The sequence below is a fragment of the Vibrio sp. QJM3NY_26 genome (assembly GCF_057786005.1).
The window spans coordinates 1,900,339-1,913,192 of sequence record NZ_CM173516.1 but is presented as its reverse complement, the minus strand read 5'-3'; the positions used below and the strand labels follow the sequence as shown (position 1 = coordinate 1,913,192).

Sequence of the window (12,854 nt, the reverse complement as noted above, 5' to 3'; positions counted from 1 at the left end):
TTATTAATTAATGGTGTTCTTCTGTTGCCATTGCTAAATAAACAACGGTCAGTACCATAAATATAAATGCTTGCAAGAATACGATTAATATGTGGAATAAGGCCCATGGAACACTTAGTGCCCATTGCATCCACCAAGGCATTAGTGCGATAAGGATGAATATCATCTCGCCTGCATACATATTTCCGAATAATCGTAAGCCTAGCGATATTGGCTTTGAAATTAATGTTATTAATTCAAGAACAAAGTTAACAGGATATAAAAGAGGGTTATCAAATGGCTGAGTAGTTAGCTCTTTGATAAAGCCTTTCAAACCTTTATTTTTAAACGTATAAGTTAACAATAAAATAAACACACCGAGTGCCATCGACATTGGGATATTTACATCCGCTGTCGGTAGGTCTCTAAAGTGCTCTAAACCCATTACACGAGTTAACCCTGGTATTAAATCTATAGGCAATAGGTCGACTGCATTCATTAACAACACCCAAACAAAAGTGGTTAATGCCAGTGGCCCTATTAATTTATCCTCCGCTTGAAAAATCTCTTTGACTAGGTTGTTAACGAAATCAAAGATAAGCTCGATAAAACATTGAAAACGACCTGGAACACCGCTAGTGCCCTTGGTCACTACATATCGAAAAGCTCCAATAAACAGTAAACCCGTGATCCAAGATACCAACATTGAGTCAATGTTGAACGCCCAGAAACCATCACCTGTAGTTAAGAAGGTTAAGTGATGCTCTATGTATTCGTGAGCGGTAGTGACTTGATCCATACTACACGTACTCCGATCTTGTAGAGGCAGTAATAAATGGTGTTAAGAAGTACCCAATCATTGTGAAAATGTACGCGTATAATATTACTGGGTTATCCAATTTAAAAAACTGGAATGCCAGGATAAACATTAAGAACGTATAGGTTATTTTCACGACACGACTCATTTGCATTAAGTCACGTAAACTATAATTAGGATTCTTGTGCACCTTAAGGCTTGCATATATAAAACCAAACAGTGGTGGTAACATCGCGATTACGACACCCAAAGCTGAAGACTCCATATCTACTTTATTACCAAAAAACACTTCATATAAAACTACACCGACGGCTAATACTATTTGGCAGAGAACAACTCTTTTAGCAGCAACAAGGATGTCGCTACTTATCCCATTAAGCCTCATAATAAAACCTTATATTTAACAGTGTAAGTCAATATAAAACACAGTTTGAATATGTTTTGTTACTAGCACTTAATTGTTACTAGCAATTTGACTTGTTAATAAACCTTTACTTGTTAACAAAGAAATAATCATTCTGGCTTTATATCTCCTGACGAAATTAAACGTTAAAAACTAACTCGCTATCGTTTCGACAAAATATAAACTACGCCTAAAATTATGTGATCAAAACGACAAATATCGGCATCAATAATTCCATTTTTGAAATGAGTGTTTTCCATTTATGAAAGTAATAGTTCTATTATTAAATCCATGAATATTTAAAATGCTTTGTTTATAGCGAGAAAAGGGAGGTTTCACCCAGAAAATTAGAGAGAAAAAATATTAAGATATGACGTTATCAATTAAGCATATTCAATGACTTAGAGTCTTTTCTAAATGTGATGACGGGTTGGTATTCGAAGCGGGGTATAACCAAGATTTTGTTGATATTGGAAGGTTTCGTTTGTGTAGTGAAATAGCAGTATGGTGCTCCTTATCATTAAGCTGATTTTTTTTAATATCGTTATCATATTTTCATTATTGATGTATTGGAACGCGAATCAACACGCCCAGCACCGGGTTCAAGATGAAAATTTGATGAAAAATTCAGCGTCCAACCGCTGATGCAACAAGATCTAGGGTCAATGATGAGGGCGAGGAAACGTACGTGCAGATGGAAAGTTCGGGTTAATTGACTAAAAAATAGAGGTATCGCTGAGGTTGGGTCGAATTATTATCAGACGAATTCGCGGAGCATCGACCCAGAAATAACAGTTTCAATACAGAAATAATCGGAATCTAAAGATGTTTGTCGTATCAATAGGCCTATAGGAAGCGCCTTCAATCATGTTCCTTTATTACTCTTCATAGCTTAGGTATTGAATACATAAGTCATGAAAGGCCTGTGCTTGTGGCGAGATCGTGCGGTCAGCCAACCTGAAAATACCGATTTGACGCTGTAAGGGCGGGTCAATCAATGGAATCCACACCAAACGGGTTTCATTGGTTGGGAAAGCCAGTTTAGGCAGCGTAGTCACGCCTATCCCGAGCTCTAACACCGAAAACAAAGAAGTAATGTTCTCTACTGAATACAGAGCTTGTTCGCTGAGCATTCGCGCAGGTGTTGGGTCAAGTAGGGTACAAGTACCGTTGCGAATAAAAGGTTGTTTTAACAAAGTTTGCCACTCTATTCCCTCTCGTTGGGAGGCAATAGGGTTGTCTTTCAAGCAGACCACACCAATAGGATCTGAAAGCAAAGGGGTGAAATCGATGCTCTCTTCTTCTAAATGGGAGCTATTTCCGAGGGCAACATCCACCTCTCCAGAGAGTAATCTCGCTTCCACACCCGCCGCATTATCATCAATCAAACTGACTTCTACATTAGGGTACTGCTCACAAAAAGCCCCTAAAACGCTAGGGATTAATTTTGCTGCTACCGATGGCACGCTTGCTATTCGAACTCTTCCTTGTTGTCCTGCCGCTGCTGCGCGCAAGTCATTATCTAAAGCTTTGTAAACATTCAGGAATTGAATGATTTTTGGCAAGCATATTTCTCCGAAAGGTGTCAGCGTTGATTTGTTGCCTGTTTCAAACAGTGGCTGACCGAGTATTTTTTCCAGTTCTTTTATTGAGGTGGAAAGTGCCGCTTGCGATCGATTTGCTCGGTGAGATGCCGCTCTAAATCCACCTTCTTCGACCACTAAAACGAAATGTTTTAACTGTTGTAGCTTAATACTCATGGCGCTGATCCTTCTCTAGCCCTTGCTATACCTTACTTTTTGAAAGGTGATAGATTTTATTTATCAAATGCACAAAATTTACCGTTAGATTTATCAGTCGTCAAGGTGCAGTATTTAACCATCTTGAAACATAGTTGTTACAAAGTTGGATGGAATCGTGAACGCACAAACTAAAAAACACCCAGTAAAAACGGAGCTTTTTGCTTCAAAAGCACCACTAGAGTGGGCAATCGTTAATAACGGCACTCTATACACCGCGCAGATTCCAATTGATGAAACTGGCGCAGTAGTAGAAGGCGGTATTGAAGCGCAAACGCGTCAGACTTTTAACAACCTTGTTCATACGTTGGAGTGTGCAGGCGAATCTATGGATTCAGTGCTGCAAGTTCTGATTTACGTGACAGACCGCGAATACTTAAAAACGGTAAACAGCGTATACGGAGAATACTTCAATGCACCTTATCCAAACCGTGCTGCGGTCGTTGTTGCAGGGTTAGCAAGAGAAGAGATGCTGGTCGAGTTCGTGGTTTATGCATCGGCGTCTCAACCTGAATAATCAGACTGTGAACTAAAGCTATTTGCGGAGCAAAACTCTTTTGAATTGAAGTAGTTTATTGATACAAGCGACTTGGTTCACTTTAGAAACAAAATATACACCTTATTTTAGCAATTAATTACCTGAATATTAACAGTTTATTAATTAACCAGATGGTTGCCAGACTCAACCGCAACCTAACCGTTACAAGGACAGAATGATGACTCAATTACAGAATGTTCAAGCAGAAAACGAACTTTACATTGGCGGCGAATGGCAAGCGGGTGTAAGCACCGTTGCGAACATTAACCCATCAGATATTTCTGAAAACATCGGTAACTTTGCACAAGCAAGCACTGACCAAGTTCAACAAGCGATTTCAGCGGCGAAGCACGCTCAGCCAGAGTGGGAAAAAACACCGATTGAACGTAAGCAAGCTGTGCTTCAAGCGATTGGTGATGAACTGATTGCACGTTGTGACGAGCTAGGTACATTACTTTCTCGTGAAGAAGGTAAGCCTTTTGCTGAAGGTCGTGGTGAAATTTACCGTGCAGGTCAGTTCTTCCAATACTTCGCAGCTGAAGTGCTTCGTCAAATTGGCGACAACGCAGAATCAGTACGCCCAGGCGTTTCTGTAGAAGTGACACGTGAAGCAGTGGGTGTTATCGGCATCATCTCTCCTTGGAACTTCCCAACAGCGACAGCAGCTTGGAAAATCGCTCCAGCATTGGCTTTCGGTAACAGCGTTATCTGGAAACCTGCAAACCTAACACCAGCAAGTGCAGTTGCGCTAACTGAGATTATCCACCGCCAAGGCATGCCAGCAGGCACGTTCAACCTTGTACTGGGTAGTGGTTCAAAGGTTGGTGATGCACTGATCAACTCTAAAGACGTGAATGGTGTGAGCTTTACTGGTTCTGTTGATACGGGTCGTAAAGTAGCGGCTGCTACCGCGCCAAACTTCGTTCGTTGCCAATTAGAAATGGGCAGTAAGAACGCACTTGTTATTGCTGACGATGCAGACATCCAAACTGCGGTTGACGCAACGATTGCAGGTTCGTTCTCGGGTGCTGGTCAAAAATGTACAGCGTCTTCTCGCCTTGTGGTTATGGATAGCATTCACGACCAATACGTTGAAGCACTAATCAAACGTATGAGCGAGCTTAAAGTGGGTCACGCACTAGAAGACGGCGTATTCATGGGCCCTGTTGTTGACGGCAACCAACTTGAAGCAAACCTTGGTTGGGTTGAGAAAGCACGTCAAAGCGGCGGTGAGCTAGCATTTGGTGGCGAACGCCTAAGCATGAAACACGAAGGTTTCTACATGTCTCCAACGCTGTTCTTGAATACTAAGAACGATTGGGAAGTGAACCAAGAAGAAGTGTTTGCACCAATGGCAAGCGTGATTCGTGTAGCTGACCTAGAAGAAGCTATCGCGACAACAAACGATACTCGCTTTGGTCTAACGGGCGGCATCATTACTCAAAGCCTACGCACTAGCGCAATGTTCAAGCAACAAGCGCAAACAGGTTGTGTGATGGTGAACCTACCAACAGCAGGCACCGATTACCACGTACCGTTTGGTGGTCGTAAAGAGTCTAGCTTCGGTCCTCGTGAGCAAGGTCAGTACGCGAAAGAGTTCTACACAGTAGTGAAGACAGCTTACCAGCGTCCTTACTAATCAACTTTCTATATAAGAATTGGATAGCTGAGGATATAAAGTCCCAAGCTATCCTGCTATCGAATTGGCCTGATTCACAGAGTCAGGCCAACATCCCAACCAAAGCAGCAAACGAAATTAGACAAGTGATTTAACCCATTTTTGAAAACATGTTATTTGAGCGTGTTTTCAAAACCGAGCTAGAACACTGAGCTTTCAATAGGAGTGGTTATGTACCAGCAACGGATTGTTATAGATGGATTGCAATACTGCAATTGGAACAGAGAATATTTCCAAACACTAAAGGCGAGCGGCATTACAGCAGTTCACGCTACCGCGGTTTACCACGAGACAGCTCGTGAAACCTTATCTCGCTTTGCAGAATGGAACTTAAGATTCGAGCAGAATGCAGACATTATCATGCCGATTCATTCAATGGCTGATGTTGAAACTGCAAAAGCGACGGGCAAAGTCGGCATTTTTCTAGGTGCTCAAAACTGTTCTCCAATCGATGATGAGATTGGTCTTATCGAAGTAATGCGTCAGCAAGGTCTTTTGATCATGCAGCTTACTTACAACAACCAGAGCTTATTGGCGACGGGTTGCTACGAAAAGAACGACACAGGCATCACGCGCTTTGGTAAGCAAGCAATCGAAGAGATGAACCGAGTGGGCATGATCATCGATATGTCTCACAGTGCCGAGCGTTCAACGCTTGAGGCGATTGACCTGTCTTCTCGTCCTATTTGTATCAGCCATGCGAACCCAACGTTTGCTCATGATGCACTACGAAATAAATCAAATGATGTGATTAAAGCCCTAACCGCACGCGGTGGCTTGATCGGATTCAGCTTGTACCCATTCCACCTACCAAATGGCAGCCAATGTACGTTGGAAGATTTCTGCCAAATGGTTGCGATTACCGCTGACATGGTTGGCGTAGAGCACCTAGGTATTGGTAGTGACCTATGCTTAAACCAACCTCAAGCCGTTCTTGAATGGATGAGAAATGGTCGTTGGTCTAAAGCAATGGACTACGGTGAAGGCTCTGCGAACAACTCAGGTTGGCCAGATGCGTTGCCTTGGTTCTGTGGTAGTGCGGGTATGGAAAATATTTATAACGGATTGATGCGCCATGGTTTCAGCGAATCTGAAGCTGGGCAAGTCTTGGGAGAAAACTGGTTTAACTTCTTGAAAGATGGCCTAGAGCCTCAAAGCAAGGGTTAAGTGCTTTCTCACTAGTAATCATCGAATTAGCAGCCTTCTAATTGACCTTCATTTAGAAGTGCTGTTGTAACCAATTTAACTATTCAAAAGGAACAACGGTCTATTTCGCAACGCGGTAACCCAAACATGGATTAGCCTGCCCAACACAAAAAACAATAGGGCAGGTGTTAAATACACCTCTTGTAGTCATCATTAAAATGACAGCTGCAAAGAAACCTCTGGAGTCAGAGTATGTCTGATTTAACCAATAGCGTGAAATCTTCAAACGTAAATGCGGGTCAAACACACACAGCAAGTAATACAACAAGCCAAAATACACAGTCTGAATCTACTTCAGACAAATTAGGACTAACCAACCCAGCACTATGGTACAGCGGCGGCTTTATTGCTCTGTTCGTGGCACTGGCTCTATTTGATGGCGAGCTGTTATCAAGCCTTGTAAATACGGGTTTTGCTTGGTCTGTAAAAGTGTTCGGTCCTTATTGGCAAATGCTTCTTCTTCTGACTTTTCTTATTGGTCTTGGCCTAGCGGCAGGGCGAACAGGCAAGGTTATCCTAGGTGGCATCGATAAACCTGAGATGGATGGCTTCCGCTGGATGGCAATCATCTTCTGTACACTACTGGCGGGTGGCGGCGTATTTTGGGCAGCAGCAGAGCCTATCGCACACTATGTGAGTCCACCACCGTTGTATGGCACACAAGAAAATGCACAACAAGGCGCGGTGAATGCTCTATCACAATCATTCATGCACTGGGGTTTTCTTGCATGGGCAATCGTTGGTAGCTTAACGTCTATCGTGGTTATGCATCTTCACTACGACAAAGGCTTACCGCTTAAACCTCGTATTCTTCTTTACCCTGTATTAGGTGAAAGAGCTCTGAAAGGCCATACAGGCGCATTGATTGATGCATGTTGTATTGTTGCAGTAGCAGCGGGAACCATCGGTCCGATTGGCTTCTTAGGCCTGCAAGTGAGCTATGCCCTGAACGAACTGTTTGGTATTCCTGATGGCTTCACGACACAGCTGATCATCATCTTGTTCGCTATCGTTCTTTACACATTGTCTGCATTAAGTGGTCTTAACCGCGGGATGCAAATGCTAAGCCGTTACAACGTAATTTTGGCAATGGCATTGATGGTCTACATCCTGATCTTCGGCCCAACAAACTTCATTTTCAATGGCTACATCCAAGGTGTAGGCAGCATGATAGATAACTTCATCCCAATGGCAACATACCGTGGTGACGAAGGTTGGTTGAGCTGGTGGACAGTATTCTTCTGGGGTTGGTTCTTAGGTTACGGCCCAATGATGGCAATCTTCATCGCACGTATTTCACGTGGTCGTAGTATTCGCCAATTGGTATCAACCATCAGTCTTATTGCACCGTTCGTAACATGTTTCTGGTTCACCATTGTTGGCGGTTCTGGCCTTGCGTTTGAAATTGCAGACCCAGGCAGCGTAAGTAAAGCGTTCGAAGGCTTTAACTTACCTGGCGCGCTATTGGCGGTAACTCAGCAACTACCAATGCCAATGCTTATCTCTATTCTGTTCTTGATCTTGACGACGATCTTCATCGTAACGACAGGTGACTCAATGACTTACACCATCAGTGTGGTAGTCAGCGGTGAGACAGAGCCTAACGCAATTATTCGTACTTTCTGGGGTGTGATGATGGGGGTAACAGCATTGATTCTGATTTCCCTAGGTTCAGGCGGAATCTCTGCGCTGCAATCGTTCATTGTAATCACAGCGGTACCGGTGTCCATAATCTTACTGCCATCGCTTTGGAATGCGCCTCAAATCGCAATCAAGATGGCGAAAGAGCAAGGTTTCTAAAGAACAGGCTCTTTAAAGAGCAGATTTTGTAAAGAAAAGGGCTCTGTAAGGCAAGAGCTCTGTAAAACAAGAAACTGATTAAATAAGAACAAATCAGCCTTCGAAAGAAGGCTGATGCAAAAATTCCGAAAGGAACAGCAAAACCGTACTGGTGAAGATACACCGGACGGCAACGTATTTAGGTCAATCGATCTAGTCAGGACAAATAATAAGGGGCGAGCTCGCTTGCCCCACATAACGTGAAAGCTAACCAGCATACAGTAATAACGAATGCTTCAAATGACGGCAACGATCGGTTCTGAATGGCTAGCAAAATCCTATAACTATAAGGTGGTGAGCAAAATGGATGCACATCGTTCTACCTACACTGAATCAGCATTACGTGACGCAACGGTCGTCATGGCACCGGAAAGGCTAGGTGCGATGCACCAAACACGTATCAGCTTTGTAAGAACTCTGATTCGTAAAATGGCGCAGCAAGAATGGAAAGTGACGAAACATGAATGGCAATTAGACGCTCAGGGTTTTGGTCATGTTATCTATAAACTAGCGACGCCAAACCATGTTTATCATTTGGTTGTTTTTTGCGATGAAATTGCAGATGACGAACGAAATGACCGTGTAATTGCTGAAAAGTGGGACGTAACGTTTGCGCTTGTTCTTGGTGATGTTGATGTCACCCTACTTGAAAGACTTCGTGCGAATGTACCGCTTCAAGAAGCCGGCCGTAATCCAAATAACGTACTTGTTTTAGCGCGTGCAAACAAAAGTGTACGTGTGTTTGAACACATCGTGAGTCACTTGGCGAAAGGTGTTCAACCAACGCCAAAAGAACTCGCTGAAGTAGGCTACATCCTACGAACCACTGCCGTATATGGTAATGGAAAATTTGGCATTGCAGACTTCAAAATCTTAGAGAAAAATGAAGATTTTAATCAGTCATTTAGTGCGCAAATGTGTGCAGTTTATATGCTACGTGAGTTCAGCTTAGATTGGGTTCATTACCTAGCCGAACAACAAGGCGGTGAACAAGCGATTGCTTTACACCGTGGATTACAACGCTACCTAGGCGTTGGTAACGCGACAGGTTTAGGCATGGCGCCTTACCTGATTAACCACCCAAGTATTGTCGATCAGTGGATGACAACCCGTGAACATGCATTGGCGGACGTGTTGTCCAGTCAGACTGATACGGCGTTGATTGAGCCACTACGTACATTAGTTAAAAAAGCGATTTGTCATTTAGAACAAGTCGTTACCATCAATGAAACACAGCAAGAGCTGAACAAAGCCGCTGTTGATGATTTGAAGTACACAGAACAATCATTAGAAGCTTCTGTCAGCCTGTGCGATACATGGGCACAGCTAGTCGAACAATCTAAGCAAATGAGTATGGAAGCCCAAGAAATCCTTATCTCATGCTTGATGGAATTGTACCCAGAATTAGTGGACGCCCATCAAGAGCAAATGAATTGTAGCGAAACACTGTCGCTTCCTAGTGGCAAAAAGATCCAAGATCTTCTTGTTGTACTAGAAGAAAAGTACCGTTGGGCGATCACGACCGACTTTACGAAAGCAGAAAACAACTACTGGTTCTGGTATCGATCTCAAGACAAAGAAGAGCCAAGACTCGGTGTTCGAGGTGAAGAGCTAGGTGAAGAGCGTGAATTGCCTTTAGATATCGGCCGTCAAGCTTACCGTTTGTACCACGCTTTATTGCAATTCGCGCCTGAGCTTTCATTGGCTGAATTCCTTGTTAAACAGCCGCAGCATCGTGCAATCGCACGCCGTGTGTGGACGCTAGGTAACAAAGCGATGGGCGACATTCAAATGAATGTGTTGCATCAAGATTCACCACCAATGCACTTGTTGCGCTGTAAGCTTGCGATGTTTGGTGCAACAAAATTTGATCCTCGCTCAGATCGCTGGGTACGAGTGACGTTTTTCCAAGGTGCACCATTGCTTGATGAAATTCATCAGGACGAATGGGTGTTCCCAATATTACCAAGTGAAGCGGAGCTGTCTGGTTCTCAAAATGTTTCAATTCACAGCACATCTACTCACGGCACAGCTATTCACAGCACACTAACTCACAGTACAAATGCGAAAGGCCAACATGGAGGTAAATCGTTATGATCGTTTCTCACAATGAACTGGTAGCGGCCGTCAATAAAGCCTTTCTGGGTATGCGTCGTACATGTGGTGAAGCTGATGTGATAGCGAACATGGTGGCAGATTTACAAATGGTGGGTTTGGATGGTGTTCGTCATTTTAACAATGCGAGCAACTTTATGGGCCTAGAAGACGATTGCCCTGTAGACATTCAAGTGCGCAGCGATAATACAGTTGAAGTCGACCTACACAAGGCGAGTTTGGCATGTCATCTTCCTGTGATTATGGACTATTCGATTGAACAAATGGTTGGCAAGAAGACGCTGAAAATTGAGCTAAACAACTGTCACAACCGTTGGTTAGCGTACAGCGAGCTTGTGAAGCTTGCTGCGAAAGGCATTGCGTGCATGGCACGTTGGGACAACGGCTCTAATCCTAAGAGCACTTTGTATGTGCTTAACCGTGGTTGCGTTGCTCCAGAACTGTTTTTATCAGATTTGCCACTGGCATCGGACGAACATATCCACAATATGACTATCGAACTTTCCGTCCAGGATTTCGATATCGAACGTTTGTCAGATGGCTACCAAACACACATTGAATCGGACGCGCTTTTTAAAACTCAAGAGAAAGCGTGGAGCGATGGCATTGAAGTTGATGATGGAGAGTGGGGCGCGTTGAAAGAGACCGCGACGGCTATCCTTGTTGAAAGTAGCCAACGTTCGACTCAAGGTGCAGGTGAATTAACGGCTTCGTAGTCGCTAGATTCGTTAGGTTCATTAGAACTAACAGGTTCGATAGATTAACAGTGAGTAATCTAGTTAGTTTATCAACACAGATAAAACCAAAGAGCTTAACGTATCCTCACCTCGTTAAGCTCTTTTTATTTGCCTCTCGCTTTTGGTTTTCTTCACTTTATTCTTCCGATCTCTCGTTAGATAAATCCCTTCTAAACGGACTGTTTTGACACATGTTGTTACCCGTTGAGGGGTAATTGAACAATTAAACGAAGCACCTTCACATTCATGTTAAACAAACGGTTTCATTTACAAGCCACTATGCGTATCTTGCTAATTAAAGGTGCCAAAGGGCGCCGTTTTTATTCGTACCGACGACTTTAGAATCAGATAAAAAAGGAATGAAGCGTGCAAGCTAACTTTATTGATGGAACCACCCTGTATCGTCAGCACTCTTTTGAGCTGCCACTCGATTACCAAGCCAAAGATGGACAACAGATCCAAGTCTTCGCACGTGAACTGGTTGATGTTACAAAAGATGCACAAGAACTGCCGTGGTTGATCTATTTTCAAGGTGGGCCAGGCTTTCCTTCTCCACGAGTAAGCGGTCAATCAGGCTGGCTAAAGCGTGCATTGCAAAACTATCGTGTTCTGCTTCTTGACCAACGCGGCACAGGCAACAGCACGGTTATCAGTCATGAAACGTTGGCGCACCTTTCTCCAGAACAACAAGTCGAGTACTTAACGCATTTCAGAGCCGACAATATCGTTCGTGACGCTGAAGCGATTCGTGAGCAGTTTGGTGTTAAACAATGGTCGACGATTGGTCAAAGCTTTGGTGGCTTCTGTACACTGAGCTATTTGTCACTGTTCCCACAAAGTCTACAGCGCTGTTATGTAACGGGTGGTATTCCGTCTATTGAGCGTGAAGCTGATGACGTTTATCGTGCGACTTACAAGCGTGTAGAAGACAAAAACAGGGCTTTCTTTGCTCAGTTCCCACAAGCGCAAGCTATGTGTCGTGAGATCTCTGATTATCTGCTTAACAATGATGTGAGACTGCCAAACGGTCAGGTGTTTACAGTTGAACAGTTCCAGTTGATCGGCATTAATCTTGGTGGCGGCGAAGCAAACCTTCCGATGTACTTCACGCTAGAGAGTGCGTTTGTTGAAGTGAACGGAAACAAGCAGTTGAGCTACAGCTTCTTAAATCAAATGCAGCAAGAGCAGGGTTACCTAACGAACCCAATCTACGCAATTTTGCATGAATCGATTTACTGCCAAGGCACAGCATCACAATGGTCGGCTCACAGAGTACGCGAACAGTACCCACACTTTAACTACCAAGCGGGTAGCGAGTTTTGGTTTACCGGAGAAATGGTGTACCCATGGATGTTCGATCAACTAGAAACGTTGAAGCCATTGCGCGAAGCGGCGAATCTTTTGGCTGAGAAATCGGATTGGGGCAAGTTGTATAATGCAGAACAGCTGAGCAAGAACACGGTGCCAATGGCATGTGCGGTTTACGCTGATGATATGTACGTAGAGCTGGATTACAGTCGTGAAACACTAGCGAACATTCCAAACTCAAAAGCGTGGATCACTAACGAGTACGAACACAATGGCTTGAGAGTCGATGGCGAAAGAATTGTAGATAAATTAATGACGATGGTTGAAGCGTTAGAAAACCTGCCAAAATAATTAGACGATTTACGTTAGAAGCTGTCTACGTTAAAAAGTTATCTACGTAAAAAGCTATGTACGTTAGAGGCCATCTGCGTTAAA

The 12,854-nt window shown here is 43.6% G+C and carries 10 protein-coding genes; 7 read left to right on the top strand and 3 right to left on the bottom strand.

Going from position 1 to position 12,854, the window contains the following annotated elements; all coding sequences use genetic code 11:
- Positions 1–7 precede the first annotated feature (7 nt).
- The 3 genes from atpB to AC3CH4_RS23690 form a co-directional block, all read right to left on the bottom strand.
- Positions 8–778, bottom strand: coding sequence for a F0F1 ATP synthase subunit A (atpB, locus tag AC3CH4_RS23700; RefSeq protein WP_017082381.1), 771 nt, complete (start codon positions 776–778; stop codon positions 8–10).
- A gap of 1 nt (position 779) precedes the next feature.
- A complete protein-coding gene (locus AC3CH4_RS23695; protein ID WP_004730409.1) occupies positions 780–1,181 on the bottom strand; it encodes a hypothetical protein in 402 nt (133 codons plus the stop codon).
- Between the two features lie 896 nt (positions 1,182–2,077).
- Positions 2,078–2,959: a LysR family transcriptional regulator gene (locus tag AC3CH4_RS23690; RefSeq protein ID WP_017091180.1), complete on the bottom strand. Its 882-nt coding sequence runs from the start codon at positions 2,957–2,959 to the stop codon at positions 2,078–2,080.
- Between the two features lie 157 nt (positions 2,960–3,116).
- Between AC3CH4_RS23690 and AC3CH4_RS23685 the strand changes: the two genes are divergently transcribed.
- From AC3CH4_RS23685 to AC3CH4_RS23655, 7 genes are all read left to right on the top strand, one after another.
- On the top strand, positions 3,117–3,515 hold the full coding sequence (locus AC3CH4_RS23685) for a RidA family protein (protein ID WP_004730412.1): 399 nt from the start codon (positions 3,117–3,119) through the stop codon (positions 3,513–3,515).
- A gap of 199 nt (positions 3,516–3,714) precedes the next feature.
- Positions 3,715–5,175, top strand: a complete 1,461-nt coding sequence (locus AC3CH4_RS23680) for an aldehyde dehydrogenase family protein (RefSeq protein WP_488543962.1) — start codon at positions 3,715–3,717, stop codon at positions 5,173–5,175.
- Between the two features lie 210 nt (positions 5,176–5,385).
- The gene (locus tag AC3CH4_RS23675; RefSeq protein ID WP_372244178.1) at positions 5,386–6,381 is read left to right on the top strand and encodes a membrane dipeptidase; all 996 of its coding nucleotides are present in this window, start codon (positions 5,386–5,388) and stop codon (positions 6,379–6,381) included.
- A gap of 231 nt (positions 6,382–6,612) precedes the next feature.
- Positions 6,613–8,220: a BCCT family transporter gene (locus AC3CH4_RS23670; RefSeq protein WP_372244177.1), complete on the top strand. Its 1,608-nt coding sequence runs from the start codon at positions 6,613–6,615 to the stop codon at positions 8,218–8,220.
- Between the two features lie 279 nt (positions 8,221–8,499).
- A complete protein-coding gene (locus AC3CH4_RS23665; RefSeq protein ID WP_488543961.1) occupies positions 8,500–10,356 on the top strand; it encodes a hypothetical protein in 1,857 nt (618 codons plus the stop codon).
- Complete coding sequence (locus tag AC3CH4_RS23660) at positions 10,353–11,090, top strand: DUF3726 domain-containing protein (RefSeq protein WP_488519207.1); 738 nt, start codon at positions 10,353–10,355, stop codon at positions 11,088–11,090. Before AC3CH4_RS23665 ends, AC3CH4_RS23660 begins: the two co-directional genes overlap by 4 nt.
- Before the next feature lie 387 nt (positions 11,091–11,477).
- Positions 11,478–12,770 (top strand): alpha/beta fold hydrolase, encoded by a 1,293-nt coding sequence (locus AC3CH4_RS23655; RefSeq protein ID WP_488543960.1) that lies wholly within the window; start codon positions 11,478–11,480, stop codon positions 12,768–12,770.
- Positions 12,771–12,854 lie beyond the last annotated feature (84 nt).